Source organism: Pseudomonas sp. TE36184 (assembly GCF_054060055.1).
Window position 1 is genome coordinate 1816692 of sequence record NZ_JBSSCU010000001.1, and the last position, 26918, is coordinate 1843609.

21 protein-coding genes are annotated in these 26918 nt (G+C 61.1%); 1 reads left to right on the top strand and 20 read right to left on the bottom strand.

Going from position 1 to position 26918, the window contains the following annotated elements:
* Nucleotides 1-4: 4 nt before the first annotated feature.
* From ACVWZP_RS07970 to ACVWZP_RS08005, 8 genes are all read right to left on the bottom strand, one after another.
* Entirely contained in the window at nucleotides 5-340 is a 336-nt protein-coding gene (locus tag ACVWZP_RS07970; RefSeq protein ID WP_017848377.1) for a nuclear transport factor 2 family protein, read from the bottom strand.
* A 51-nt stretch (nucleotides 341-391) separates the two neighbouring features.
* The gene (locus ACVWZP_RS07975; RefSeq protein WP_026140198.1) at nucleotides 392-1108 is read right to left on the bottom strand and encodes a helix-turn-helix transcriptional regulator; all 717 of its coding nucleotides are present in this window, start codon (nucleotides 1106-1108) and stop codon (nucleotides 392-394) included.
* Nucleotides 1109-1242: 134 nt separating this feature from the next.
* Nucleotides 1243-3900: an aminopeptidase N gene (pepN, locus tag ACVWZP_RS07980; RefSeq protein WP_057005227.1), complete on the bottom strand. Its 2658-nt coding sequence runs from the start codon at nucleotides 3898-3900 to the stop codon at nucleotides 1243-1245.
* Nucleotides 3901-3913: 13 nt separating this feature from the next.
* Nucleotides 3914-4744 (bottom strand): DUF2797 domain-containing protein, encoded by an 831-nt coding sequence (locus ACVWZP_RS07985; protein WP_017848374.1) that lies wholly within the window; start codon nucleotides 4742-4744, stop codon nucleotides 3914-3916.
* The gene (locus tag ACVWZP_RS07990; RefSeq protein ID WP_017848373.1) at nucleotides 4741-5001 is read right to left on the bottom strand and encodes a YeaC family protein; all 261 of its coding nucleotides are present in this window, start codon (nucleotides 4999-5001) and stop codon (nucleotides 4741-4743) included. Before ACVWZP_RS07990 ends, ACVWZP_RS07985 begins: the two co-directional genes overlap by 4 nt.
* Nucleotides 5002-5013: 12 nt before the next feature.
* Complete coding sequence (locus ACVWZP_RS07995) at nucleotides 5014-5886, bottom strand: rhomboid family intramembrane serine protease (RefSeq protein WP_102618179.1); 873 nt, start codon at nucleotides 5884-5886, stop codon at nucleotides 5014-5016.
* Nucleotides 5883-6854, bottom strand: a complete 972-nt coding sequence (locus ACVWZP_RS08000) for a metallophosphoesterase (RefSeq protein ID WP_128192518.1) — start codon at nucleotides 6852-6854, stop codon at nucleotides 5883-5885. The genes ACVWZP_RS07995 and ACVWZP_RS08000 overlap by 4 nt, the downstream gene beginning before the upstream one ends.
* A complete protein-coding gene (locus tag ACVWZP_RS08005; protein WP_003217892.1) occupies nucleotides 6854-7744 on the bottom strand; it encodes an NAD(+) kinase in 891 nt (296 codons plus the stop codon). The genes ACVWZP_RS08000 and ACVWZP_RS08005 overlap by 1 nt, the downstream gene beginning before the upstream one ends.
* A 143-nt stretch (nucleotides 7745-7887) precedes the next feature.
* Between ACVWZP_RS08005 and ACVWZP_RS08010 the strand changes: the two genes are divergently transcribed.
* Nucleotides 7888-8835, top strand: coding sequence for a DUF1853 family protein (locus ACVWZP_RS08010; protein ID WP_079443633.1), 948 nt, complete (start codon nucleotides 7888-7890; stop codon nucleotides 8833-8835).
* A gap of 32 nt (nucleotides 8836-8867) precedes the next feature.
* On the opposite strand, the gene ACVWZP_RS08015 is transcribed toward ACVWZP_RS08010, so the two are convergent.
* From ACVWZP_RS08015 to tssK, 12 genes are all read right to left on the bottom strand, one after another.
* Nucleotides 8868-12179 carry an ImcF-related family protein gene (locus ACVWZP_RS08015; RefSeq protein WP_457369637.1) on the bottom strand — a complete coding sequence of 1104 codons (3312 nt, stop codon included), beginning with the start codon at nucleotides 12177-12179 and terminating at the stop codon, nucleotides 8868-8870.
* Entirely contained in the window at nucleotides 12166-13176 is a 1011-nt protein-coding gene (locus tag ACVWZP_RS08020) for a hypothetical protein (RefSeq protein WP_457370389.1), read from the bottom strand. Before ACVWZP_RS08020 ends, ACVWZP_RS08015 begins: the two co-directional genes overlap by 14 nt.
* A 107-nt stretch (nucleotides 13177-13283) precedes the next feature.
* Nucleotides 13284-13547: a PAAR domain-containing protein gene (locus tag ACVWZP_RS08025; RefSeq protein WP_079443631.1), complete on the bottom strand. Its 264-nt coding sequence runs from the start codon at nucleotides 13545-13547 to the stop codon at nucleotides 13284-13286.
* Nucleotides 13547-15898 carry a T6SS phospholipase effector Tle1-like catalytic domain-containing protein gene (locus ACVWZP_RS08030; protein WP_457369638.1) on the bottom strand — a complete coding sequence of 784 codons (2352 nt, stop codon included), beginning with the start codon at nucleotides 15896-15898 and terminating at the stop codon, nucleotides 13547-13549. Before ACVWZP_RS08030 ends, ACVWZP_RS08025 begins: the two co-directional genes overlap by 1 nt.
* Nucleotides 15886-16407, bottom strand: coding sequence for a DUF3304 domain-containing protein (locus ACVWZP_RS08035; protein ID WP_288080933.1), 522 nt, complete (start codon nucleotides 16405-16407; stop codon nucleotides 15886-15888). Before ACVWZP_RS08035 ends, ACVWZP_RS08030 begins: the two co-directional genes overlap by 13 nt.
* Before the next feature lie 256 nt (nucleotides 16408-16663).
* Entirely contained in the window at nucleotides 16664-17419 is a 756-nt protein-coding gene (locus ACVWZP_RS08040) for a DUF4123 domain-containing protein (RefSeq protein WP_457369639.1), read from the bottom strand.
* An 8-nt stretch (nucleotides 17420-17427) separates the two neighbouring features.
* Nucleotides 17428-19806 (bottom strand): type VI secretion system Vgr family protein, encoded by a 2379-nt coding sequence (locus tag ACVWZP_RS08045; RefSeq protein WP_457369640.1) that lies wholly within the window; start codon nucleotides 19804-19806, stop codon nucleotides 17428-17430.
* A gap of 2 nt (nucleotides 19807-19808) precedes the next feature.
* Nucleotides 19809-22463 carry a type VI secretion system ATPase TssH gene (gene tssH, locus ACVWZP_RS08050; protein WP_457369641.1) on the bottom strand — a complete coding sequence of 885 codons (2655 nt, stop codon included), beginning with the start codon at nucleotides 22461-22463 and terminating at the stop codon, nucleotides 19809-19811.
* Nucleotides 22464-22618: 155 nt separating this feature from the next.
* A complete protein-coding gene (locus ACVWZP_RS08055; RefSeq protein WP_046383733.1) occupies nucleotides 22619-23110 on the bottom strand; it encodes an Hcp family type VI secretion system effector in 492 nt (163 codons plus the stop codon).
* A gap of 24 nt (nucleotides 23111-23134) precedes the next feature.
* Nucleotides 23135-24853 (bottom strand): OmpA family protein, encoded by a 1719-nt coding sequence (locus ACVWZP_RS08060; RefSeq protein ID WP_457369642.1) that lies wholly within the window; start codon nucleotides 24851-24853, stop codon nucleotides 23135-23137.
* 6 nt (nucleotides 24854-24859) lie between these two features.
* Nucleotides 24860-25543: a type VI secretion system protein TssL, short form gene (tssL, locus tag ACVWZP_RS08065; RefSeq protein WP_457369643.1), complete on the bottom strand. Its 684-nt coding sequence runs from the start codon at nucleotides 25541-25543 to the stop codon at nucleotides 24860-24862.
* Nucleotides 25540-26895 carry a type VI secretion system baseplate subunit TssK gene (gene tssK / locus ACVWZP_RS08070; RefSeq protein WP_457369644.1) on the bottom strand — a complete coding sequence of 452 codons (1356 nt, stop codon included), beginning with the start codon at nucleotides 26893-26895 and terminating at the stop codon, nucleotides 25540-25542. Before tssK ends, tssL begins: the two co-directional genes overlap by 4 nt.
* Between the last annotated feature and the right edge of the window lie 23 nt (nucleotides 26896-26918).

Consider the following 26918-nt stretch of genomic DNA (forward strand, 5'->3'; position numbering starts at 1 on the left):
TGACTTACAAGGAGATATCCAACCGTGAAATCTTGCCCTGTTCGTTCAAGCGAAAGGTGTAGCGCAGCTCCAGCGGGCTGCCGGGGAAGTTGCCGGAAACCACATTGCTGACCAATACCTTGCCGGTGCGATGCTGCACGTTGAGCACTTCGACCCTGGGCTGATAACGCTGCGCGGTGTCTTCCATCCAACGTGCGATGGCGGCGGTACCGACCTGATGCGCGCCCTCATCGAACACGTTGGCGTCGTCAGCAAAACAATGGGCGACGGCCGAAGTGTCGCAGGCATTAGTTGCCGCAATGTAGGCGGCGATGGCCGGGGCCAGATCAGCGTGGGACATGGCACAGCTCCTTTGTGATGATTTATGACGCCATGCTAAACCAGGGCTGTGTCAGTTTTTGTCAGGAGTGAACGGCGAGGAATGCTGCTGCTCCATCAACTTGCGCCAGCCCCGCAACCAATCACTGCGGCGCCCCGGATAGCGCTCGCCGCGGGACTCAGCGGCAGCCACGCGATCGGTGCGAAAGGTGCGATACGCGTCTCGCAGTTCGCACCAGGCCACGATCACCCGCACCTCATTGAGAAAACCCAGCGCCAGGGGCCAGATCAGCCGCTGGCTCTGGGTCTGGCTCGCGTCGGCGTAATCGATGTGCAGCTTGGCCTGGTTGCGAATGGCTTCGCGAAACACATTGAGCGGTACGCGGTTTTCCGGGTAGCCAAACCCTGGCGGGCCAGGTAGCAGCGTCGGGTTGCGTAACGCTTCCTGGGCGGCGGGGTCCAGCACGTCGGCAATTTTTGCCAAGGCGTTGGCCGCGGCATGGCTCAAGACATCGTCGCCACGCTGATCCACATAGCGCAGACCAAGCACGATGGCTTCGGTTTCCTCGGCATTGAGCATCAAGGGCGGTAAAAACAGCCCGCTGCGCAACACATACCCAACTCCGGCCTCGCCAAAAATAGGCGCGCCCAGCGCGGTCAATTCGGCGATGTCGCGATACAGCGTGCGCTCGGACACCTCCAACTGCGCCGCCAGTACGGCAGCGGTCACCGGACGCTTCTTGCCCCGCAGAGCCTGGAGCAAAGTCAGTAGACGAGTGGTACGCGACACGTTGAGCCCATCAAAAAAAGAAAGTGGCACAGCTTATCAGAGCACCCTGTCAGAAAATGTCAGCAGCCGCTCGGCCGCCGATTATCCGGGACGAAAAAAAACGGCCTGTCGGCCGTTTTTTTTAATTGCGTGGTTTACGCAAGGCTCTTGCTGACCACCTCGAACACATCGCTCGACAGCTCACCGGAAGCTCGAATACGTTCCAGTTCCGCCTTCATCAGCGCCTGCCGCGCGCTGTCGTATTTGCGCCAGCGGGTCAACGGCGCCAATTGGCGCGAGGCGATCTGCGGGTTGAAGCCGTTCAACTGAATCACCAGGTCCGCCAGGAAACGATAGCCCGAGCCGTCCGCGGCGTGGAAGTTGATCAGGTTCTGCCCGGCAAACGCGCCCACCAGTGCACGCACTTTGTTCGGGTTCTTGATGGTGAACGCCGGATGCTCCATCAACGCCTTGACCCGCGCCAGCCCGCCCGGCAACACGCTGCCAGCCTGCACGCTGAACCACTGGTCCATGACCAGCGGGTTGTCCTTGAAGTTCTCGGCAAACACCGCCAAGGCCTTGGCTTTTTCCGCCTCGAACGGCGAATTCACCAACACCGCCAACGCGGTCAGGCGTTCGGTCATGTTGTCGCTGGTGTCGAACTGGTCCAACGTCGCCGCCAGCACTTGCGGCTTGCCGCTGAGCATCAGGTACGACAGCGCAATGTTCTGCAAGGCACGCCGGGCAAAGTGCTCGGCAGCCGCTACATACGGGGTTTGCTTGGACAGTTCGCGGTTGGCCTGGTAGCGCAGCCACAAGCCGTCGAACAACTGGTCGGCCAGTTGCTTGCGGGCGAATTCACGGGCGGCATGAATGGCGTCGACGTCGGCCACTTCGCTGATTTCCGTCAGGTAGGCCTCACCCGGCAACGAGAGCATTTCGGCGACCATCGCCTGGTCCAGGCTTTCGTCGCTCAATACCGTGCGCAGAGCGTCGATCAGGCGCTGATCCAGCTTCAGCGGCTGACCCGCCTGGTACTGGCCAATCAGCTCCTGCAACACCTGCACCGACAGTTGCTGGCCGGCATCCCAGCGATTGAACCCGTCGCTGTCGTGCTGCATCAGGAACATCAACTGATCACGGGTGTACGCAAAGCTCAGTTTCACCGGCGCCGAGAAACCGCGCAGCAGCGAAGGCAGCGGCTGTTCGTTGATATCGACGAAGGTAAAGGTCTGCTCGGCCTCGGTCACCGAAATCACGCGGGACGTGCCGGCAGCACTTGCCTCACCGGCCAGGCGCAACGCGACAGCAGCACCCTTGCCGTCCAGCAGGCCCAATGCCACTGGAATCACGAACGGCAGCTTTTCCACCTTGTCCGGGGTTTCCGGGCAGCTTTGGCGGAAAGTCAGGCTGTAGGTTTTGGCCGCAGCATCGTAGGAATCACTCACCGCCAAGCGCGGCGTACCGGCCTGGCTGTACCAGCGCTTGAACTGGCTGAGGTCGGCACCGTTGGCGTCTTCCATGGCCTTGATGAAGTCGTCGCAGGTCACGGCCTGACCGTCATGACGCTCGAAATAGAGGTCGCTGCCTTTGCGGAAGCCTTCGGCGCCGAGCAAGGTGTGGATCATACCGACCACTTCCGAGCCCTTTTCGTACACGGTCAGGGTGTAGAAGTTGGAGATCTCGATAAAACTTTCCGGGCGCACGGCGTGGGCCATGGGGCCGGCGTCTTCGGCGAACTGGTGAGTGCGCAGGTACGCCACATCCTGAATGCGCTTGACCGTGGCTGAGTTCATGTCCGCAGAGAAGCCCGAGTCGCGGAACACGGTGAAGCCTTCCTTGAGCGACAGTTGGAACCAGTCGCGGCAGGTCACGCGGTTGCCCGACCAGTTGTGGAAGTATTCATGCGCGACGATAGCCTCGACCCGCTGATGCGCGGCGTCGGTGGCGGTTTCGGCGCGGGCCAGCACGGCGCTGGAGTTGAAGATGTTGAGGCCCTTGTTCTCCATGGCACCCATGTTGAAGTCGTTGACCGCGACGATCATGAAGATGTCGAGGTCGTACTCGCGGCCGTAGGTTTCTTCATCCCAGCGCATGGATTTTTTCAGGCTGGTCATGGCGTGCTGGCACTTGTCGATATTTTCCGGCTCGACATAGATACGCAGCGCCACGGAACGGTTGGTCATGGTGGTGAAGCGGTCTTCGACACACCACAAATCACCGGCCACCAGCGCGAACAGGTACGCCGGCTTCTTGAACGGGTCTTCCCAGGTCGCCCAGTGGCGGCCGTCTTCGCCAGGACCGCTGGCAATCGGGTTGCCGTTGGACAGCAGCACCGGGTAGCTGTGTTGCTCGGCGATCACGGTGGTGGTGAAGGTACTCATCACATCCGGACGGTCGAGGTAGTAAGTGATCTTGCGGAACCCTTCGGCCTCGCACTGGGTGCAGAACATGCCGCCGGACTTGTACAAGCCTTCGAGGGCCGTGTTGGTTTCGGGGTGGATCTTGACGCTGGTGTCGAGGGTGAAGGTCTCACTCGTGGGCTGCACGGTCAGGTGGCTGTCGGTCAACTGGTAGTCAGCGTCCGTCAATTCCCGGTCAGCCAGGTTCACGCTCAACAGTTCGAGCTGCTGACCGTCCAGCACCAGCGGCGGCAAGCCGGCGCCACGTGCGGGGTTACGGCGCATCACCAGTTGCGCGTGGACCAGGCTGTGGTCCTCGAACAACTCGAAGGTCAGGTGCGTCTCATCGATCAGGTAGTCCGGCGCCTGATAGTCCTTCAGGTAAATCATCTTCGGTTGTTCGGTACGCATGGGTGGCATCCTTTTACTGATGCACGGCGAGCTGGTAGGCCGTGTACTTGCGAATATTGATGACCCCGGTGTCGAAGATCAGGTATTGGCCCTTGATCCCCAGCAGCGTGCCTTCGGCAATCGGGTTCTTGTCCAGGTTGAAGCTGACGATCTTGGTCGGATACTGCTCGATCGGGTAACGGATTTCGATCGGTTCAATGTCGGCAATCGTTTGGATGGCTTGTAGGCCAAAGCGTTCCTGCAAACTCGCCAGGCCCTCGGCGCAAGACGCGAACAACTCATCGCGCACCTGCTTGAGGTCAACCGATTGTGCATCGCCCTTGAGCAAGGCCCGCCAGTTGGTCTTGTCGGCGACCTGGCTGCGGAACAGGTCTTCGACGAAACCGGACTGCTGGCGCGTGGACACCCGCACGATCGGCAGCGCCTGGCTGGCGCCCTGGTCGAGCCAACGCGTGGGCAATTGGGTGGCGCGGGTGATGCCGACCTTGATCCCCGACGAATTGGCCAGGTAGACCACATGGTCGGTCATGCAGAACTGCTCGCCCCACGCCGGATCACGGCAGGTGCCGGCGGCGTAATGACAACGCTCGGGACTCATGATGCACAGGTCGCACTGAGCCAGCTTGGTCATGCACGGGTAGCAATAACCCTGGCTGAAGCTGGTCTTGGTCTTGCGGCCGCAATGGCTGCAATGGATCGCACCCAGGTACTCCAGGCGCACATGGGTACCGATCAACGGGTTGACCGGCACCTCGGTATCGCCCAGACGAAACGCATATTGAACGGTCGGCTCACCGAGTTGCGCCGACATTTTGCTGACTGCACCGCGACCGATTTCAATCAATGGATCGCGTCCGACTTGAACAGGATGTTCGGCACCGTGGTCGACTTCGATTCACACTCCTGCGTTCCCATGTAGCCGGTGCGCTGGTCTTCCGGCAGGTTCTGGATCTCCCAGGCGATCATCGCTTGCAGCGACAGCTCCCGCTGCTCGGCGGTGAGCTTGCGGCCATCAGACCATTTGCCGATTTCCACGGCGAGCTTGAGGCTCCGGTAGATGTCCGGGGTGATGTTTTCGATCATTTCAGCAAAAGAGGACATTCAGGCTCTTCCTTAACGAATAGTGGATTTGCGACGACTGTATAAACCGCCCAACAAGCCGGTCAGGCAACCGATGGCCAGGCCGCCGACATGGGCGGCATTGGCGATTTCGCCGAAACCGATCATCGAGACCAGCCCCGACAGGCACAGCACCAACCACACCAGCATCATCACCAGCACCCCACGGGGCAGGCGATAAGCCGGGTTGGGCGAGATGAGTTGATAGATCCAGCAATGCCCCAGCAGCCCATACAAGACGCCGGACAAGCCACCAAACAGGCCGGCGCCGCCATACAGGTATTGAGCGAAATTGGAGGCCAGGCTGAACAACAGCGTCAGCCCCAGCAGGTTGATACTGCCCTGGCGCGCTTCAATACGCCGCCCCAGCTCCCAGTACCACATGCCATTCATGGCCAGGTGCAGGATGCCGAAGTGGATCAGCATCGGCGTGACCAGCCGCCACCACTGGCCCGAGGCCAAGGTGTCGGCCAGCGGCGTGAACTGGATGTACTCACCCATCACCCGGAACGGCAGGAAGGTCAGCCAGCTCATCGCTTGCAGGTTTTCACCGAGCAAGGTCACCGCGCCGACGATCAGGCTCGCCAGCAGCACCAGCGCTGTCACCGGGCTATGGCGCACTTGCTGAACAAACCCCGGGCGCGTGACCGCCGCCTGCTCCGGAATATCCAGTTGCTGGTCCGGATCGCCGGCCGGAAAACGTTGATACAAGACGCGCACGTCGTCGCTGATGGTCTCGGGCACCCACAACACCTGCTCGCCCGCTTCTTCACTGACGCGATGGGGCACCTGCATGCGTTGCAGCAGTTTGACGAAACCGCCCAGGTCGACGCTCAGCGGCAAGCGTAATACGGGCACGGCACTCATGTAATCACCTCGGGGCGCTCAACGTCGACCCATACGAATTTATGCGGATCGAGGCGGGTTTCCTGATCCAGTCGGTACGCCACCAGCTTGCCGTACAGCACCGCGCTGTAGTCCAGGCAGGCCAGGTTCGGACGGATCGGCGCCGGTTTGCCGCTGCGCCAGTAATGCCCGACGAACAGCACAGGCTCGTCGACGCCGTAGCGCAGCAGGGAGTTTTTTTCAGAAGACGACAACGGTGTGCGCGCCACGGGCTCCGGCAATGCGTCGGGCTGGAACACGATGTCGCCGTAGGTTTTCGGGTCTTCTTCCCAGAACTTGGTGCGGAAGAACGAGCGTGTCAGGCCGTCGCCGCCGGTCAGGGTCAAACCGTCCGGCAGACGCATGTCGGTGCCGCGCAACAGGCGGTCAAAGGCATTGCAGGCGAAGCTGCCCGGCACGGCGGCGGCCTGCAGGAAATGCTGGTCGATACAGCCATCGGGAAAAGTCGCGCGCAGCGGCTGGATAAACCCGTCATCCCAGCACGCATGCACCACACGGAAACGCCCGGCGTCGACGAACAGCGGCATGTCATAGAACCAGCCGAGGAAGTCGTGCCAATCGGCCGGGTGATGCTCGAATTGGGTCAGGGTCTCGTGGATCAAGCGCTCATGCCGCGGGGTGTGCTCGCGCACGAACTGCTTGCCGCTGCCCGGTGGCGCGGGCGTGGCCCAGCCCAGGGCGTTGAACTCGTGGTTGCCCATGATGCACAGCGCCTGCCCGGCCTCGGTCATGTCGTGGACAATGTGCAGCGCCTCGCGAATCCGCGGGCCACGGTCGATGATATCGCCGAGGAACACCGCCATGCGCGACGGGTGGCGCCAGGTGCCAGCGTGCTTGTGGTAGCCCAACTGGTCGAGCAGGTGCTCAAGGGTGTGGGCGCAACCATGCACATCACCAATCAGGTCGTAGCTACGCGCGGGATCGAGCATCAGTCGCCTCCACCCCCCAAGCGGCTGCCCCAGCCCAACTTGGTGCGGCACACTTCATAGTAATTGTGGTCCAGCGGGTGGATCAGCCGCAGCTTCTGCGCCTTTTTACTCACGGTGATGGTGTCACCGGGGGCGCAGGTGAAATGGTTCTGCCCGTCGCAGGAGACTTGCGGGTAAATCTGCATGTCTTTGGAAACCACGATTTTCAGCTCACTGTTGCCATCGACCACAATCGGCCGGCTGGACAACATATGGGGGTACATCGGCACGATCACAATGGCGTCGAGCTTGGGGTGCATGATCGGGCCGCCCGCCGACAGCGCATAAGCGGTGGAGCCGGTGGGCGTGGCGACGATCAGGCCATCGGCCTTTTGACTGCACACGAATTGGCCGTCGATATACAGCTCGAATTCGATCATCCGCGTGGATTTGCCGGGGTGCAGCACGACATCGTTGAGGGCGTCGCCCTGACCGATGGCTTCGCCGTGGCGGCGCACTTCAGCTTGCAGCAGGAAGCGGTTCTCCACCAGGTAATGGCCGTCGAGCACCTTGGCCACTTCGACTTCCAGCTCATCGGGACGAATATCGGTCAGGAACCCCAGGCTGCCACGGTTGATCCCCAGCACCGGCACGTTATGCCGCGCGAGCGCCCGTGCGGCGCCCAGCAGGCTGCCGTCGCCGCCGACCACAATCACCATGTCACAGACTTCACCGAGCATCTTGCGCGACGAGGTTTGCAGGCCATGGCCCGGGAGGATTTCGGCGATGGTGTCTTCGAGGATCACATGCAGGTGGCGCTCGAGCAGAAACTTTTTCAGCCGGCGGACGGTGTCCAACACCTGGGTACTGCCCAGGCGACCGATAATGCCGATATTGCGAAATTGCTCCATGGGGCTCCTGCGGGATTGGGGTGTGGCAAAAAAGAACGATTATGGGCGAAAGGCCGCGTCAGGCAAAATCCTTTGTCGCCGTGAAGCCTTGATGACAACGCTTCTCAGCCACCCTCCCCTGTGTAAAAGGCTATGCTCGGACCATGACCGTGTTCCCCGACTTGCACAACCTGCCCCGCCAACTGCGCCATCCCGAGGTGCGCGACCTTGCGTGGGTGATGCTCGCCCCGCCGATGCTCGCGCAAACGCCGTGGCCGCAACGCCATCCGCTGGCCGGCAGCGACTGGGTACAGGCGCCCGACCGTCTCGAACACTGGCTGCGGCAATTGGACCAGGACAGCAGCCCCCTGCAGCATTGGCTGAACCTGGCGCGCACCCGGCGCCTGGGCCTCTACTATGAACGCCTGTGGCAGTTCGCCGTGCAGCATGCGCCGGGCGTGGAACTGCTGGCAGCCAACCTGCCGATCCGCCGCGCCGGGCATACCCTGGGCGAACTGGACATGCTGCTGCGCGACCGCGAGGGCGTGCATCACCTGGAACTGGCGATCAAACTCTACCTCGGCCCGCAGGACGGCAATGGCCAGGACACCGCGCAGTGGCTGGGTCCGGGCTGTCATGATCGGCTGGATCGCAAGCTGGCGCACCTGGCCCAGCATCAGTTGCCGATTTCGGCACGACCGGAGAGCCGCGAGGTGTTGGCCGCGCTGGGCATCGCGCAGTTCGATGCCCACTTGTGGCTCGGCGGCTATTTGCTTTACCCCTGGCCTGGCCAGGCTGAACCGCCCTATGGCGCTCACCCGCAGCATTTGCGTGGGCGCTGGCTGCATCAGCGTGATTGGCGGGACTTTGTCAGCGCCAGCGCGCCCGGCCGCTGGCAGCCCTTGCCCCGACATGCGTGGCTGGCGCCAGCGCATTACCAGGCAGAAGCGGTGTGGAGCGAAGAACAGATGCTGGAATGGCTGGCGGACCTGGCACCGATGGCACCGGCTCAGTTGTTGGTGCGACTGGTTCAGAACGGCGAGGAGTGGGAGGAAGCCGAGCGGTTGTTTCTAGTGGCGGATCTTTGGCCGAATGTGCCGGGCACTCCCTGACCTGCAAGGAGCGGTTTCACCGACTCGAAGGCTCAGCCCTCATTGAGAAATATCTGTTGCGGCAACCTGAAATCACGCAGTTTGAGCAACGCCAGCGGCCCCGCATCCAGTTCGGTGCGCAGGTGCCACGTCAGGTTCAGGCCGTCGGGCGCCTTGAGGGCCAGGCGGTAGCGGCTGTTGCCGTCGTCCAATGGCGTGACCTGGGCGTTTTCCAGCAGGCGGATCAGGCCCCAGGTGCCGGGGTAGTCGCCAAACAGCCGCTCGCCGGCATGCACGCTGGTCCAGCTGAGGCTCACGCCGGGATAGTCGCTGCGCCCCGGCCAGTTGAAACGCTGCCAGTTTTCTTTCTGGTTGAAGTACTGGTGCCGGTCGCCGTTGAGGATGAAGGTGGTTTGCACCACGTCGCGCACGGGTTTGCCTTGCAGTTCAAAGCTCAGCCCCATGCCGCCGTCGGTGTAGAGCACATCGGCCAGTTCGCTCAGTTGATTGATCGCGCTAAGAAACTGCGGGTTGAAACGCAGGCCCTGGCTGTGGCGCGGATCGGCTACCCAACGGCTACCTTCCTTGCGCAGCACGCCGCTCAATTGCTGCTGTAAAAACTGTGCGATGCGCCCGGAGTCCGCGCGGATCATCTGCCCCAACATCGGCAACGACGCGTCGCTGGTGGTGGCGGCAAACGGGTAGCGGCTGGCGAAGGCGGCGTTCCAATGGCTGACGATCGAGCGCTGCCACTGGCTATTGAGACCGGCGGCGGACGGTTGCAACACGCGTTGCCAGGCCTGTTCCAGCGGCTGCACGAACAGCGTCTGCGCCGCCCCGCCCCACTCCGCGCCCAGGCTGGCGGCCAGCAGGGCACCGTAGGATTGGGTGTCGGTGAGGTCGATGCTGCGGCCTTGAAACACGCGTTGTGCCAGGGCCTGGGTCATTTCCAGCGGGTCGGGCGCGGTGCTGATCTGCTGCAGTTTCAAACGCACCCGCGTCACGCGGGTGAGGAAGGCCGGGAGACTGAGGCCGTCCGTGTTGGACTTGTCCAGCAGCGCCAATAACGGGCCGAAGGTCGCCGCCAGCGGCCCCGTGGCGGCCTGGGCCAACGGTTCGATCGCTGGAGCCTTGTCCGGCCCGATCAGCTTTTGCGCAGACTGCACCAGCGAGTCGGCCAGGGCCTGGGGTCGGCTGCCCGCGTGCGCCTGGTAGGCCACGCTGTTCAGCAGCGCGATCAAGGGCGATTGGCGCACGTCGCTCATCAGCGTCAATTGGTCGATTGACTCATCGAGACTCGCGGCCTGCTGCCAGCGCAGGCTGTTGAGCAGATCCTGCCAGGCGCTGGCGTAGTCCTGGAAGTAGCGTTCGGTGAGGCGGGCGCGCAGTTGGTCAGGACTCAGGCGGGTGTCGACATCGGCGGGTTGGTCGCTGAGCACCCAATCGATTTCCTCGCGGCGCGCCTCGGCGATCGCATCGATGGCGTGGCGCACCGAGCCTTCCCAGGCCTGGCGGGTGAACACGCCGGGCACGCTGGCCTCGGTGGTGAACAGGGCCTGGGCGTCGGTGTCGCCGACCAGTTGCGGCAGGCCCAGGGCCGGGTAGTGATGGGCGGCGTCATCGAGCAATTGTTGGTACAGATTGGCTTCGGCATTGCGTTGGCCCAGTTGGCCGAGCAGGACCTGCCGGACTTGCGCGACCAGCCGCGCATCGGTGTCAATGCGCCAAGTTGGATTGGCGGCCAGGTGTTCAGCGTAAAACTGCCACAGAGTGGGGCCCAGGGCTTGCCAGAGGCCCGCGCGTGAAGGCTCGACTTCGCCGAGGGTTTTCACCAGCAGACTGGCGTCGGCTTTTGCCGGACGCGCCATCATCAGGTAGGCCTTGAGCTGGTCGTAGGCAGCACGGGCGCGTTCGGCGCGCTCGGGATTGTCCGGGGCCAGCTTGACCAGGGCCGTGAGCTGCTGGCGTAAAGCGGCGACGGCCGGGTCGCGGATCAGGCGGTTATTGGCTTCGACGTAGCGCGGCCACACGGTTTCAAGCAGCACTGGGTTTTGATTCAGGCCAAAACGCTGATACCACGGAGCGCCGCCTTGAACGCGATCATCCAGGCGCGCCAATTCGCGGACCAGTTCATGAAGGGCCTGGAGCTGTTCGTCGCCTTGTGATGCGCGTTGCAAGGTCGACAACGAGCTGTGTACCTGGGCGATCTGCGTGCGGTTGCTGATGAATGACAGCAGCAGTCCTGCTCCCCATAACGTCGCCAAACCCAGCACCAGCGCGTAGCCAACTCGCGGCACGCTCCAACCCAGTCGGCGGCCACGGGCGTTATCGCCGAGTACGCCGTGCCACACCGGGGCCACCGACCACGCCTGTTGTTGATCATGCGGCGAGCGCTGTACCGGCAGGCTGAACCACACCCCCCGCAACGGCACGCCACGGGCAAATTCGCCGGCCAGATGCGCCAAGGTGTGACGCCAACGATCAATGCCCTCGCCCTTTAAATCCCGCGACAGACGCAGCAGAAAATCATCCTTCATCACCGCGTTCATCTGCGCCAAACCCGCGCGACGCAAAGGCTCCAGCAAACGATTCAGCGCGGCGTCCAATACCGCCGCCGAGAAGCGCGCGGGCAACTGACAGCCCACCGGCTGCGCTTTGCGCGTGTCCTGCGCCCATGCACTGCCGCAGACCTGCCAGAGGGATAACGGCAACTGCCAGCGCAAGTCACGGGCAAGGCGCTGCACCTGGCGTACACCTTTGCCCATCGCGACATCGTCGGCGGCCTGGGTTTCGTTCAGCGCCCAGACGACTCCGTCCAGCGCACGCCAGCGGCTGAGGCCGCTCCATTGCTTGAGGAAAGACTGATCCAGCGCGGCCTGCGCACTGCCGCCCCACAGCAGGACAGTGCCTTGGCCTTCGAGCCATTGGTGAGCGGCCAGGGTGGGGGCGATGGCTTCGATTTCGGTGGGTTCGCCGATGATGAGCAGCAGGCGGGTTTTGTGGCGCCAGAAGAGGCCGTAGTGCTCGCGTAGGTGCTCGCGCACTTTTACCGCATCTGGCGATGCGGGTTCCCGGTTCAATCGCGAGTTCGGCGTTTCGGTGACCGCCCTCACGACCTGCTGTGCCTGGCGAAGCGCCAGACGATCCCAGGCCAGCAAAATGACCGGGCAGAACCAGCAGAGCGCGAACCACACCCCCAGCCCCCACAGCAGCAATTGCTTGAGCGGCATTTTCGGCCAGCCCAGATAGCCGCTGCACAAGCCATACAACAGACCACCGAGCAGTGCCAGCAGCGTCATGATCAGCAGATAGCCCAACCCCACACGAACCAACGAGCCCTTACCCACGTCCTTAACTGTTGCCATAAGGCACCGCCACTCCAATCGCCAATCGTTGGTTTCCATCCTGGCTCAGCCAACCACAGGGCTGACCCGTCGCCCCCGCTTGCAGCAATGCCAGGGACATCCCGATAAACGGCGCCAGGTGCGCCAGCACGCCCCATTGCCCGGCCAGTTGATGTTCGACTGCCGACCAGCCGCCCTCTACAAACGCAGCCTGGCTGGCTCGATCCAGTGCCAGGCAGGTGGTCGGCGCAGATTGCAATCCGGCGTAACGCTGCATCTGTGCACACAGCTCGGCGGGCGACTGGCTTGCAAGGTATTCACCGCGATGCACCAACTGCCGCCCCTGCCAGCTCACTCGCCAGAAGAAACCCGCTTCACCCCCCAGCTCGCCCTCTTCGGCACTTGCCACCGACGCTACGCCGGCGCACAACAACCAGTCGTCCTCGCCACGGCAATCGCGATGGAAGGTATCGATCAGGTCATCCAAATCAGTCAGGTTCTGTAGCAGCAAACGGGCCTCGGGCAACACCACTCCCGCCCGGACCAACGCCTCAACGAAAGCAGCCTGGCCGCTCTCATCCCCCACCCAGGCAATTGCCCGCAGCTGTGGCCAGCACTCGGACAACCCCGGGAGGGCCAAGGTTAAACGGGTGAGATGCCGTGCCAGTGCAGGTTCACGCTCGCTGATCAAGCTCAGCGACAGTGGGCAACGCAACATGGGCTGTGTAGCGCCGGGTATCGCCAAGGGTGGCGAGACGCTTGTCATCAAGTTCAGGTAGTCTTCTTGCATGTCACCCGCCGGGCCGAGCAACAACACATCCTGCACCGGTAAACCCAGCGAGCGCCGTTGCCACCAAGCCTGCATGGCGGCCTCCAGCGCGCGCAGATACACCTTGCGGTTGAACAGCTCGATCTGCCACACCAACACACGCACCGCCAGAATCAGCGCCCAGCACAGAGGCAGCACCGCACTCCACAGCCACCATTCCAGGCGCGGTTGCGCCTGGGGCCACAGCATCAGCAAAACGGCCGACTGCACTCCCCACGGCAGTGCCAACCCCAACCACCAACTGCGCCAACGCGGCTCGCCCGGTTCGATAACGTCGGGGTACTCAGGCGGACGGTTCATGGCGCAACCACCATTGAAGTGGCCGGCAGGGTGCTGACCAACTGGCAACCACACGCGCAACGATGGCCGTGCAGCGCCACAGGCTTGCCGTCCATGGTTGAACCCGAAGCGCCTTCGATAATGTGCGTAATGCCATGCAGGTTGCAGCGAACTTGATCATCCACGCAGGCCACTGGTTTGCCGAAGGATTTGTAGTGCCCCGACAAAACCTCACCGCCAAACGGGTGCAGTGGGTCGCCCATGCGTACGAGAGGCAGCATCAAACCACCTCGCGCTCAAGTTCGAAAAGACTGCCCGCCTCGCGCAACATGGCGCTGGTCCGCTCAATCCGTTGCCGATAATCGTCCAGCGCGATCTGGCGCTTTAGCTCGGCCGCCACCTGCCCCACGTGAGCGGTCGGTTGCAGGAGCTTCTCGGCACCCGCCAAGAACGGCAACGCCACGCCCCGCGCCTTGTCGATGACCTGATAACCGATGGTCGCCCCACCGATGCCGACGGCCAATCCACCCAGCCCTCCCGCCACGCCTTTTCGCTTGATACCGTATACCGTCGCCCCGGCTATCATCGCCACACCCAACACTCGGCCGGCTACCACCACCGGCGAAAGATACCGACTGTTGTCGTTGCCGAAATAAGTCATGCGGTAAAAGAAATAACCCGCCCACATTTCCCGAGTTTTCAAGGCGTCGTGCATGAACCAGGCCCGCGAGTCGTGGATCTGATCATCGAACAACGCTACCAGCAACGCCATTTGCGGGTCTGCGCTGGGGGTGCCGCGAGCGTCCCGAAACAGTAGCTTGCAGCGCTGCTCACCCGCTGCCTTGATGGCGGCGTGATCCTGGGTCTCATCATCGGAATTGAGCAGATATATCGCGTCGCGCAATAACACGTCAGTGATGGTGCCTGCCAGGCTGCTTTGCTCACGTTTCTGCCCGAGGTAGTCGCTCTTGAATTCGGCAGCGGCCTGGCTGAGCTGGGTCTGGTCGACCTGCGGCTCATAGATCGGCGGGCCGGGGTAGTTCGTCGCAGCTTCGGGGGTTTTCAGCCGCAGGTTCGCGAGATTTTTTTTATGTTGGTCGTAAGCCTTGCGCTCCTCACTGGCCTGATAAGTCGTAGTTTCCCTGGCCTGACTGAAAAAAGGCTGATGTTTGTAGCTGTCGTTACCGCCGTCGCGATCATTGGCAAACCGGCCTATGCGCCAACCGGTGATCCAGCCCAGTTGATCGGCCAGTACGTCTTCCACGGGCGCATTCAGCCGCAGTGGCTGGTAGAGCCAAGGGGAGTCATGGGTGGGTTCGTCGGCGTTGATGCCGGGTAGGGTTTTGCGCCAGGCGTTGAAGCGTTCGGATACCAAACGATCTATATCAAACTCCGTGATGTTAGCCTCCGACATAACGCGCCACGACTTCTCTAACTGCAATGTTTTTGGCAATACTAATTCCGGCACCTGCAGGGGGGCACCAGCAGCGAAGGCAGCTGCATAAAGGTCATGCAAAACGACCTGCGAAACCAATTCCTGAGTACCGCCGCGGGCCTTACCTTGGTCGTTTTGCGGATAACCGCCGCCAACATCGGAATGCACACCGGGATACACCACTTCATAGGTGTTGTCCGGGTATTGGCCATCCTCGTTACGGATCGAGTCGAGCGGGAAACACGAGCGCTGCTCGAAGCCTGCGACAAAATGTCGGCAACACTTGACCAGGCCAGGAAAACGCTGGGCATCCGGGATGAGTTGGGTATCATCGGCCCAATCCATATGCCCGGCGAAAAAAGGTGCCGCATGGGCGATGCCCACCGAAGCAACGGTGTCCAGTAGCCCGAGAAATTCGACACTTACCGGCAAGCCAATCAGACATTGCAAGGGCTGTTCGGCCCCCGTCGGTGTATCGAACAACTGGCTTAGCCAAGTGACAAAAGTGCGTGCTTCTGCCGCTCCGCGCGAGAAACCGTACACATACAATTTGACCGCCAGTACGCGGGGCTTGGCCAACTCTACTCGCGCCTGCAAGGGCTCGAGCAACTGGCTCATCGTTCGCCGTCGATTGCCCAGACCCAGGCCACTCATCAGTGGTGCTTTCCAGGTGCTCATGGCCTCGACGGCACGCTTCCTTTCAGCGTTAGACACATCCTGATCGGCCAAAGCTGACTTCAGAGCATGTGCCAAAGAAACCAGCGCCCAGTTGATTCGATCTTCACCACCCGTTGCATATTTCAATCCACCCTCGCTGTAGTCCAACTCACCTATCTCCGGAAAAGCGGTTCCAACTCCCGGCATGTAATAAGAGAAATAGCCATTTTTTTCTGCAGCTTCGCCTCTCAGGGCAGCATGAAAGAGCTTGGCAACATTGCTGGGGTGTTTTTTCTTGGTGTCGTTATTATCGTTATTATTAGTACCGTCGAAAAACAGACTAATATGGAGGCTATGGCAACACTCAAAATACTGCTTCCGCCCATTACGATTGACCAGTTGACGAAATCGATTTTCCTCTGCGGTCTGCATCTCATAATTAGCAACCACCTGGGTGATATCACAAGGCAGACGCCCTTCCGAGGGGAACCCTGGCGGCGCCCAAACAGCTGCCTTTGAAATTTTTTTCATTTCGGACATACAGCTGGCTCCTGCAGACCCTTAGGAACTTTAATCGGATAATTTGATGAGCCATGAGCCCAACATGAAGTAGTCACCTCCACCTGATTACAAGTTAAGAAATGGACCTTAAGATCGCAGGACTCCGTACCAAACCACTGCGGAATATCCACTACTACTCTGTTACGCTGGTAATTTTCTCTATGCTTAGCTTGGGACAATCGGTATCCATCAGTACCTAGAGGAGGCCACTTTGAATATGCATACGGATCAGGATCAACCTCCCACTCGATCGTGGCTTTCAAACCAGGCTTCCATACAACTGGCATAATAATGCAACACGACCGCCCACCTCCTCCGTCTGCCCGATAACCATTCACCGAGAGCCAGTTGATAGCCCCCGTAGTATGGTTAATCGCTTGTATATTTCCTCCCACCATCTGACTATCCGCGGAGGAACACCCGAACAACATCAAGCCCAAAAAAACAGATAAACATTTAAATAGCTCTTTCCAAACTATAAACCTCATAACACCCCCTCTCAAACAGCATCAGGCTTATACGCCAAGCTCATCAACCCTACACACAGCCAGGAAGTTTTCACCACGCAGATATCCGACACACTAATAATCTCTGATAACTTTATTTTGATGATCGCTACACAACATCACGGTATCGAACAAAAAACCTACCAGAATGCTGAACATGGCAAACTCTCTCAAAGCAATTTTTTAAATAATTTCCCGATCTTGCGGGCACGTCGAACAGTCGATACGCCTTCATAGCTCATGCTTTCCTCTTTACGTACTCAGTCAAACTCCCAAAGTAGTTTTCCTGACTAGCCTGTACGGTGACCGAATACAAAGTAGCGAAACGCTGTTCCTGGCTGGCTTCCAAGTAATTAAAGTTCCCACCATCCAACAGTTTCTGTGCATCACTGATACAACCAATCAGTTCACATTGCTGATCGTCAAGGTCGATCCAGGTCGGTATTGCGATAGTATTTTTCTGCGGCTGCGCAATACCCTCTATCCACTGCGACTGATCATCCCGATCCAGCCAACCCCAGTAGCACGCAACTTTTAAGTATTCGACGCGCTGGACGTCTGTCAGGATCGAAGACATCAACAAGGGAAAGATTCGTGGGTCGTAATAACGCAACAAACCAGACTCCCCACCCCACTTCATTTGCGACAGGGCTTGCAGTGCATGACTCAATGACTTGAACGATAACGGTGAGATCACCACCAGCAAGCGAGCATCGGTGGCGCAGTGGATCATCAGTTCTTCCAGCCAGGCTTTGTGTTGCCAATGTGCCAAATCAAGACGCATTAACAGCGGTGCCTGATCCAGCAAGTTCTCTTCCGGAGTACCGCTAAATAATGAAAACCACGGGACTTCAGGCCTCAACGTCTTCAGCGCGGGTACAGCACAGTTGTTCCAATCCGATTGGTCGAGCAGCAAGTCGACCTGTAGTAGACCCAGGCTGGCACATACCTGCTCGATCTGATCTTGCCATTCCGTTGGTGTTGCCATCTTCATATTCCCCATCAACCTTCGCGCATAAGTAAACCGACCGCATTTTTCCGAGCCTTTTCCAGGCACGCCTTGCACACCGACTGCGGCAACTCACGCAAAGGAAAGCGCTGGCTGGTCGTGGTTTCCCAGACGTGTTGGCCTTTAAGGTTGAGCTTGCCCGGGGTGTGGATGTCGATGGCTCCGGTTGGTGTGATGCGGATATACCCGCCACCACACGCCAAGGTGATGCCGTTTTTAGCCGTCAGTTGCAGATGCCCCTGTACGGTCTGCAGGGTGATGTCTTGCTGGGCAATCAGATTCAACACGTCGTTGTGAGATTCGATTTCCAGCGGCCCCTTGCCGGACACCAGGCGCATGCCTTCCTGCTGGGCAAGCAGGGAAATGGCCTGATTCGCATGGACGGACAGCCTTTGAGCGGCAGCCAGGTTGATCTCATCGTTGCTTTGCACATACATCGCCTCGCCGCTTTTGAGCAGCAGGCTTTCAGGGGTTACCGCACCAATGCCCTTGGGCGCACTGAGTAGGATGGCCGAGGCGTTCAGGTCTTTGGCGTGGTCCTGGAACTGTTGCAGACCATCAATGGCTGGTTTGCGACTGCGATGAGACTGGGCGATTGCCTGCCAATCAGCGATTTGTTGTGTGGCTCCCGCGACCAGATCGGTGGCTGGCGCCATGGTGAGCACATCACCAGAAGCCTTGGCCTGTATATCCGCACTGATGAACAACCCTTTGCCTGCACGAATGCTCCCCCAAGCATCTGTACGTAGCTCAAACCCTTCCCCACGTTTTTTACGCTGACCATCCACCAAATGCCCAAGATTCAGTTGGCTCTTACCACTGTGCTCAGTACTGACCTTGATATGCTCCCGCCCCCGCGTGTCATCCATCCGCAGCTTGTTATTCGCCGGGGTACGCAGCACGTTGCGTTTGTAGTTACGTAAGGTCACATGATCGACATGCTGGCTATCGTGCAACGCGTGCGCGATGTATGGCCGGTCTGGGTCGCCTTGTTCAAAGGCGATGGCCACTTCGGTGCAGGGAATCAACGGCAGATGCAGGCCGTGGGTATCTCCGGCGTAGGGGCGGGCCAGGCGTAGCCATAGGCTTTCTTCGCCGGGTTTCCAGGTGTCGCGGTCGAACAGGAAGTTGACCTTGTAGCGCCCTTCGAGGTCGATGTGGCCGTAGGGGTCGTTGGCCTGTGGGCTGGTGACGCGGGCCGGGACGGTGCCGGCGATTTGGGGTTTGGGCTGCAGTGCGGGGCGAAAGCACACGATGTCTGAATAGGGTATGGCCTGGAAGGTGGCGACCAAGCTGCTGTCGCGGGCGGCGGTGGTGGTCAGGCCGGTGATCACCGCGCCCGGTGTGAAGGCTTGGGGCGCGCCGCCGGTGATGTGCAGCACCTGCCCCGGCGCTAACGTGGCGCTGCTGGTGATGCCGCTGAGTTGGGTCTGGGCGTTGAGGTAACGCTCGTGGCGCAGGCGTGCGTAGAAGTAGCCGCTTTCGCTGAGCAGGTCTTCGTCCTGATCCAGCCGGTCGCCGAGGGTCGTGTAGGGCTCGGCGTAGTGGTAGGCCTCGCCGTAGGTGCCGCTGGCGCCGCGGCTCTGGTCGATCTCGCCGCTCAGGTGGGCGCTGGCGTCGCGGGGGTGGTAGGCGCGGATATGCACCTGTTGTTCGACCACCCGGTGGTTCGATTGCAGGTGCCACACCGCGTCCTGCCCGCTGCTGCCCAACCCGGATTGCGGGCGATACGGCAGCGCGATGTCGAACTGGTAGAGGCGCTGATCGTCGCAGAACTCGACCACATCGATACCCAGGCGTTCGTCGCTGGTGAAGCGGTACCAGATACCGACGTCGGCGAGCAGGCGGTCGATGAAGGCCAGGTCGCTCTCGCCGTATTGCATGACCTGCTCGCGCCTGGGGTAGTCGCGTTTCAGGCTGAACAGAAAGTCCTGGCCTTCAAAGTCGTGGCGGCTGCGCAGGATGCTTTCGACGATCTGCGGCACGGATTGATGCTGGTAGATGCGAAATTGTCTGCCTTGGCCGAGCAGGGCCAGGCGCGGCTGCAGAGTGATTTCATAACGGGCCTGGTCGTTCGAGCCGGACTGACGCTTGAAGCCGGTGACCACACCGTGCAAGGTGCGCAGCGGTTTGACCGCGGGCGCGCTGAAGCCTGAGGCCGGTGGTTTTTGCGGGGCGACGTGCAGGCTGAAACGGGCGTCCTGGCCAAGCAGGGTTTCGGCGGCGAGGTCACGTTCGGTGCTGGTGAATTCCACGCGATAGGTGAAAGGTTGGCTCAGGTGTTCATGGCCTTCAAAGGCCAACACGTCGAGACGGGCTTCGATGTTGTGCACACTCAAGGTGTGCCGGCTGTGGTCGAAGAAAGCCTGCACGTTCATACCTCCAGGGCGACGGCCTGAGCCGTGTCTTGAGCATCGCTGAAATGCAGACTGATCCCTTCATCCTCGCTATAGCCCAAGCTCACGCCGTGGGTGCGCAGTTGCGCCGCTCGACGCGCCAACAGGTGTTGACTGAGGACCGGCAGGAGCTGCTCGTTAAGCAAGCTGTCGATGTTGCGTGCGCCTGAATCCGGTAGCAGGCAGGCAGCAACCAAGGCGTCGTTCAGGGTGTCGTCAATCCGGCAATCCAGGCCGTAATGACGCTGCAGGCGCTTGGCGACCTGGGCCAGCTTGATCGCAACAATGCATTTGAGTGCGTCGGCTTGCAGCGGGCGATAGATCAGGGTTTGAAAGCGCGCCAGCAACGCTGGCTGGAAGTGTTCGCGCAGGATCGGACGCAGTCGTTCATGCAGCACGCTGTCCGGTATCTCCGGGTGTTCCTGCACGCTGGTGTGCAGTAGATCGCTGCCAAGGTTGGAGGTCATCAGAATGACCGTGTTACGGAAGTCGATCTCGCGCCCTTCGCCATCGCGCATAAACCCACGATCGAAGACTTGGTAGAACAGGTTAAGCACATCGCGATGCGCCTTTTCCACCTCGTCGAGCAACACAACGCTGTAGGGCCGCTGGCGCACGGCTTCGGTCAATACACCGCCCCGGCCGTAGCCGACGTAGCCGGGTGGCGAGCCTTTGAGTTGACTGACTGTGTGGGCTTCCTGGTACTCGGAAAAGTTGAGGGTGATCAGTGATTTTTCGCCGCCGAACAGGCTGTCGGCCAAGGCCAGCGCCGTTTCGGTCTTGCCTACGCCGCTGGTGCCGACCAGCAGGAACACGCCCAACGGCGCCTTCTCATCGGTGAGCCCGGTTTTGGCCGCACGTAGGCGCTGAGCCAAGGCACTCAAGGCCGGAGCCTGGCCGATCACGCGCGCTTGCAATTGCTGTTCGAGCAGCAGCAGATTGGCCTGCTCGTCCTTGAGTAAGCTGCCCAGTGGCACGCCGGTCCAGTCGGCGATGACTTGCGCCACGCTACGTGCGTCGACGTCCAAAGATAGCAGTGGCTGGCTGCCTTGAATGTCACTCAACTGCCGTTGCAACTGTGCACAGGTATCCCGCTGCGGTGGCTGCGCCTGGCGCGCAGCAATCAGTTGTTGGGCCAGATCGAGTTCTTGGCGGTATTGCTGTTCCAGATCGGCGTGTTGACGTTGCAGATCGGCGTGTTGCGCGGCAATCGTCGCCAGACGCTCATCCACGCTGTGGCCGCCAAGCCGCTGATCCTGCTCCAGCGCTTGGCCCTCCAGTTCCAGGGCCACTTGCAGGGCACTCAGACGGCGCAACGCCTGCGGTTCGCAGTCCAGGCTCATGCACACGCGGGCGCTGGCGGTGTCCAGCAGGTCGACGGCTTTGTCCGGCAACTGGCGCCCCGTCAGGTAGCGCCTCGACAGGCTGACCGCCGCCTGCACTGCCGCATCCTGGATATGCACACCGTGATGGCTGGCGTAGCGCGCCTTGAGCCCGCGTAACATCAGGCAAGCATTCGCGTCGTCCGGTTCCTCGACCTTGACCATTTGAAAGCGTCTTTCCAAAGCGGCATCACGTTCGAAATACTGCTTGTATTCACTCCAGGTGGTCGCGGCGATGGTGCGCAACTCGCCACGGGCCAGAGCGGGCTTGAGCAGGTTGGCCGCATCGGCGCCGCCGGCCTGGTTGCCGGCCCCGACCAGGGTATGGGCCTCATCGATAAACAACAGCACCGGTTGTTCGCACTGCTGTACAGCGTCGATCACGTTTTTCAGGCGTTGTTCGAACTCGCCCTTGACGCCAGCGCCGGCTTGCAACAATCCCAGGTCAAGGGTACGCACACTGACTGTTTTGAGACTGTCCGGCACCTTGCCTTGGGCAATGCTCAACGCCAGGCCTTCGACCAGCGCCGTTTTGCCGACACCAGGCTCGCCCACCAGGATCGGATTGTTTTTGCGCCGACGGCTGAGGATGTCAATGACCTGACGGATTTCATCATCGCGGCCGAACACCGGGTCGATCTTCCCTTGCGCGGCCTTGGCGGTCAGGTCCTGGGTAAACCTGTCCAGCAGCGCCGCTAACGCATCGTCTTTCGACACGCTGGGCGGGCGTATGGCGAGTTCACTTGAAGGCCCCGCGGTCACTGACGTCTGCACCGCGGGGCGCTCTTCGGAGGTTTGGTCCAGCAGCACCTGCAGCCGCTGCAACTGCGCCTCACTGAGACTGAGCAAAGGCCATACGGCTTCGCACGCCAGCAGGTTGGGCGTCTCCATCAACGCGCTCAGCAGATGTACGGAACGCAGGCTGTCGTTGTGCTCGTCCAATGAGGCACGCAGCCAGGCATTTTTGATCAGTTGCTGCAATGGCGCCGACAGCTGCGGCTTGCTCTGCACGCTACGCGGCAGGCGATCGATGTGCTCCAGCAAGCCATACCACAACGTCTCCATATTCCACTCATAGCGACGTGCGATCACGGTCAGGTCGCCTTCACCTTGCCCCAGCAACTTGAGTAGCCAGTGTTCGACGGTGATCTGCGCGTGGGCACGGCTTTGGCACAACGTGGCCGCTGCACTCAACGCCTGGGCGCAGTAAGGGTTGAGACGACGAAGCAAGCGCGTGGAATTCTGGGCCATACGGCTACATCCTTGTTCGGTGATGGTGGTACGTGATCGTTAACACCAGCCACGGGTTGGAAACTCGATGTGTTTGGCTGAACGCCCGCGAACGGACGCTCAACCCAGCACACCGGGAGCCAGCAGGCAAAGACCCACCTGCTGCTCCGGGCGTATCAAGCGCTTTGGCGTTCATTCCACGAATCGGAGTGGATGATGTTGCCGTCCTTGTAGGTCCAGGTAACCTTCTCGTAACGCAACTCCACCTGCTCGAGGTGGTTGTGCTTCTCTTTGCTGGGGTCTTTGACGTCGTGCATTTTCGGCGCGACTTTCACGACCTTGACCTCTTCGAGTTTGGTGATGAAGTACTCGACCTCCTGCCCCGCATCATCGATGCGGTACCACTTGAACTCGGCACTCTTGAGGGTTTGCCCGGTGGTGACCGCCTTGTAGAGATAGGGGCTGGAGGCATCGATTTCCTTGGAAAACAGAAACGGGGTGTGAACCCGCGTACCGGTCAATTTCCCGGTGTTGTTGTCGGTGGGGATGTACAGACTGTGATCCTGGGCAACCACCTCGATGCTGCCCTCGCGTTGTTGCACGTTCACCGAACCCTTGATAGTTGCGCCGCCGTCGTCTTGCAGCCAGAGGTAAACGGGAATTGCCATGTGAAGCTCCTTTTTCTCGTAGATTTAAATGTCGCGGAATGCGACCGGGGGTAGCCTGTTCGGGCTTGCAACAGGAAGCGCGCAGGCCCCCGCCTCAGGCACCAGACGGATATCAACGCGGCGGTTGGCTGCACGCCCCGCCTCGGTGTCGTTACCGGCAATCGGCTGGCTGGCGCCGAAACCCTGCACGGCAAAGCAGCTGTCGGGAATGCCGCCCATGCGTTGCATCCAGTCATGCACGGCAGCGGCGCGGGCGCGGGACAGTCGAAGGTTGTTCTCGGGGTCGCCAGTGGCATCGGTATGCCCCGAGATCACGATCAGCCAGCCGGGCTGGGCCTTGATATCGACCAGCGCATTGATCAGGATCTTGGCTGAATCCGCCTTGAGCTGAGCACTGCCGCTGGCGAACAGCGACAGGCTGTCCAACCGCACCGGGCTGGCAGCCCGCGCAGGCGATGCGGCCGGTGGCGGCTCAACGTGAGCAGCCAGTACCGCCAGCAGCGCAGCGCGCAGGCGTTCGCCGCGATACAGGCCCAGGCCGAATGCCGGGGGCGCACCGTGCCGGTAGTACGCGTCCAGACGCTGGGCGTCCTGGCGCAGCACGCCCACGGCACTTTCACGCCAAAGAAACTCGCGCTGATTACGTTGGGTCGGTTGCGGGATCGCCGAATAACGTCGCAGGTCATCACTGACTTGGCGCAGCAACAGGGCGTTCTGCCACGCCGAACTGGCAAGTGCGACAACACCGGCGACGGCGAACAACCACAGCGCAACAACGCTCGCGCGTTGCATCGGGGAACGCAGCGGGCCGAGCGGCAGCAGGTTGAGCAAAGGGTCCGGGACCGGCAACACCGCATCGGCCACAACCGCCCTGTGATCCGCCAGCGCGACTTTGCTGCGTAACCATTGCTGCCACAGGTTCCCGTTCACGGCATGCGCCAATGCCGGCACCCACGTAACTGCGCAGATCGCCACTAGGCCAGAAGCGCTACGCATGACAAGGTGCGGCAGTACCGCTTCGTGAAGCCAGGCCACAGCGCTGTTCAGTTGAATGCTGGCGTGCATCCGAGCGGCCTGCCTGGGCGAGTCAGCGGATTGCTGTTGCCAGTCATCCAGGCTGACGCAAGCACCCGCATCACACACACGGACCTCGGCCTGCCCGCTGCCCCAACAGAACCAGGGTGCCTCGTCCTGCAGGGTTTGCAGGTAGCTCACCAGCAACAGCGGCAGCGCAACCCCGCGTTTGCGGGCCAAGGCCAGTTGATGACTGAAGGCGCGCATCTGACCGGCGAGTATCGCACCATCACTGTGCGCGCCGGGGCTGACGCTGAACATCACGCCCAGTTGCCCGGCCCAGCCCGGCCGCAAGGCCAGAAGGTGATCGGTGATAGCCGGCAGTTGCTCCAGGCTCGGTACGCGCACGTAGCACCCTCGCTCGGTCACCCGCAGAGCCAACTGCCCGGCGCCCCCCCCGCCGAACAGCCCATCCAGGCCATCACCGCAGACCAGCACCACCGGCTGACGAAACCCCGCAGCGGGCAGCACCATGCCCTCGGCCAACCTCACCGACCCACGCTGCCGCTCGGCGCGCAGGCGCAGCGATACCCAAGCCCATGTCACACAGCACACCGCGATCAGCACGCCGAGCACACGCGCCCACATCGCCAGCGGAATGATGAGCAGCAACGCGAGGACGAGGACACCGGCCCACAGGTAAAGGATGCGATGCAGATTGAAGGTCATCCGCACTTACCCCTGATCAGGCAAGAGCGAGGCAATCGCATCGCTCAGCAGATGATCCAATCCCCACCACGTCGCAACGAGCAACAGGGCCACTGTCAGCAGATGAATCAAGGGCGAGCGCAGCCAGCCAAAACCCGCGCTGAGTTCGCCACCGGCCACCTGCGTCGGCACCTGTTGGCTGACCTTGAACGGCGCCACCTGTGCGTTGAGAGCAGCCAATAGTTGCTCGCGTCCGGGGTCGCTCAAATCACGATAGCGCCCGCGAAAACCCAACATCAATACGCGCTGAAATACCGTCAACACATGCCGGTCCGGCGCGGGTTCGCTCAACACGTCACGCATGGCCTCGTACAGAAACTCACCGGCCTGATGACGATTGAAGAACTTGGCCTGCAACGGTTCGCTGGCCCAGGCGGCGCGGGCATCTGCGTCGGCGAAGGTCAGCACCGTTTCGTCGAGTAACGCGCATTGAGCATGACTGATGTGCTCGATGTTGCGCTGACTCAGGCCCGCCCGTTCAAGGTGCTGCCGAGCTTGCTCAACCTGTTCGATACAAAGCTGACCCAACTCCCGGCCAGGTTGCACCGAGGCGCCCTGGCGCAACTCGACCACCAATAGGTAGGTGTCCTGTAACAGCGCGTCGATATCCACCGCTGCTGCGGCTTGCTCGTTGGAAGGCGTCGGTTTCATGAGCGCAGCACCGCAAACAGTTCCAGCTTGACGTCGACCAAGCTGCTGGGAACGTAGAAAGCACAGACCCCTTCGTCCAGCACCGCCTGCCCCTTGGAATGCCCGAGGTCCAGGGCGAAGTACTGATTTTCCAGGCGCAATGGAATCGCCGCCGGCACATGGCTGAGGGATTGCAACGGCACCCCGTCGAGCGCCGCGTTGATCAGATAATCGACCTCATCCGGCGTACCGATCTTGCACAGGCGCGGGAACTGGTCCTGCACCTGCGCCGCCGGTAGCCGACTGCGCACCGACAGATAGAAATCGGCCCCCTCACGCTCGCGCAAGCGCGGGTCATTCAGCGTGACTTGCCAACGATTGGCCCCCTGCACCTCCAGGCTCAAAGCAATGACCCGCGACGGCAGACTGGCCTCCAACAACAGCGACAGGGTGTGCATCAGCGGCGGGAACACTGCCTCCAACGAGGTGTGCCGGTAAGCGGGGATTTTGTCCACGTCGTGTTCCAGCGAAAACGTGAGCAGGCCACCGGCGAGCTTGATCAGTTGCTGGTAGACCTGCTCGGGGTGGCGCGCGGGAAACTCCCGAAGATCGGCCAATACCGGCTGGTAGGTATTCAACGCATTGAGCAGCCAGAACAGCGACACGTCGGCGACGGCAAAGTCGGCCATGCGCTGATTGCTTTCCCGCCGCATGCCCATGAGCCGTTGCCGCTTGGCGGACAATTGCGTCAACAGGTTGTCCAGCTGGTTCAGCAACCCCGAGTGCGCGGCGAAGCTCAGCAACGGCGGCACATAGCCCGGGTCGAGGCTCCAGGCACCCTGCCCGTCGCGCACCAGGCGCGCGACCGGACACGTCATGTAGTCCGCATTATCGTCGCGCTGCAGGCGCAGGCTCAGTGCATGCTCCAGCACGCCTATCGACTGCACCTCATCGGCATACATATCCTGTACGTCGCGCCAAGATTGGCGATAGCGTGTGGGCCGATCGGCCCTGCCACCGTCGAACAGGCAGTTGTCTCCATTCGCCTGTTCCAGGGGCAAGGCCAAGTGCAATAACGCGTCCTGATCTTCGTCGGCCAGCAACTGCGCCAGCTCCAAGGCCGGAGGCAGGCGGTCGACCTGCTCGGTGTCGATCCAGGTGCCATCTGGCATGCGGACCCGCAACTGAGTCGCCTTGAGCTTACCCAGCCGTAATGCATCCAGGTCGAACCCTACCGCCTGGACACCCCAGGGGTGCGCCAGGGCCAGGTGCGCGAGTTGTTCGTTGGTCCAAGCCTCCCAGCGCGCCTGTTGCTGGAATTGTTGCGGCGACAGCAACGCCCCGGCGGCCCACAGAGGGCGATCGATATTCATGGCATCGTTTCCCTACGACTGAA

Excerpts from the sequence above, each read along its gene's own strand:
- ACVWZP_RS07970 (WP_017848377.1), bottom strand. The coding sequence starts at position 340 with ATGTCCCACGCTGATCTGGCCCCGGCCATCGCCGCCTACATTGCGGCA.
- pepN (WP_057005227.1), bottom strand. The coding sequence starts at position 3,900 with ATGCGTACCGAACAACCGAAGATGATTTACCTGAAGGACTATCAGGCG.
- ACVWZP_RS07990 (WP_017848373.1), bottom strand. The coding sequence starts at position 5,001 with ATGTCCTCTTTTGCTGAAATGATCGAAAACATCACCCCGGACATCTAC.
- ACVWZP_RS07995 (WP_102618179.1), bottom strand. The coding sequence starts at position 5,886 with ATGAGTGCCGTGCCCGTATTACGCTTGCCGCTGAGCGTCGACCTGGGC.
- ACVWZP_RS08000 (WP_128192518.1), bottom strand. The coding sequence starts at position 6,854 with ATGCTCGATCCCGCGCGTAGCTACGACCTGATTGGTGATGTGCATGGT.
- ACVWZP_RS08005 (WP_003217892.1), bottom strand. The coding sequence starts at position 7,744 with ATGGAGCAATTTCGCAATATCGGCATTATCGGTCGCCTGGGCAGTACC.
- ACVWZP_RS08010 (WP_079443633.1), top strand. The coding sequence starts at position 7,888 with ATGACCGTGTTCCCCGACTTGCACAACCTGCCCCGCCAACTGCGCCAT.
- ACVWZP_RS08015 (WP_457369637.1), bottom strand. The coding sequence starts at position 12,179 with ATGGCAACAGTTAAGGACGTGGGTAAGGGCTCGTTGGTTCGTGTGGGG.
- ACVWZP_RS08020 (WP_457370389.1), bottom strand. The coding sequence starts at position 13,176 with ATGCTGTGGCCCCAGGCGCAACCGCGCCTGGAATGGTGGCTGTGGAGT.
- ACVWZP_RS08025 (WP_079443631.1), bottom strand. The coding sequence starts at position 13,547 with ATGCTGCCTCTCGTACGCATGGGCGACCCACTGCACCCGTTTGGCGGT.
- ACVWZP_RS08030 (WP_457369638.1), bottom strand. The coding sequence starts at position 15,898 with ATGTCCGAAATGAAAAAAATTTCAAAGGCAGCTGTTTGGGCGCCGCCA.
- ACVWZP_RS08035 (WP_288080933.1), bottom strand. The coding sequence starts at position 16,407 with ATGAGGTTTATAGTTTGGAAAGAGCTATTTAAATGTTTATCTGTTTTT.
- ACVWZP_RS08040 (WP_457369639.1), bottom strand. The coding sequence starts at position 17,419 with ATGAAGATGGCAACACCAACGGAATGGCAAGATCAGATCGAGCAGGTA.
- tssH (WP_457369641.1), bottom strand. The coding sequence starts at position 22,463 with ATGGCCCAGAATTCCACGCGCTTGCTTCGTCGTCTCAACCCTTACTGC.
- ACVWZP_RS08055 (WP_046383733.1), bottom strand. The coding sequence starts at position 23,110 with ATGGCAATTCCCGTTTACCTCTGGCTGCAAGACGACGGCGGCGCAACT.
- ACVWZP_RS08060 (WP_457369642.1), bottom strand. The coding sequence starts at position 24,853 with ATGACCTTCAATCTGCATCGCATCCTTTACCTGTGGGCCGGTGTCCTC.
- tssL (WP_457369643.1), bottom strand. The coding sequence starts at position 25,543 with ATGAAACCGACGCCTTCCAACGAGCAAGCCGCAGCAGCGGTGGATATC.
- tssK (WP_457369644.1), bottom strand. The coding sequence starts at position 26,895 with ATGAATATCGATCGCCCTCTGTGGGCCGCCGGGGCGTTGCTGTCGCCG.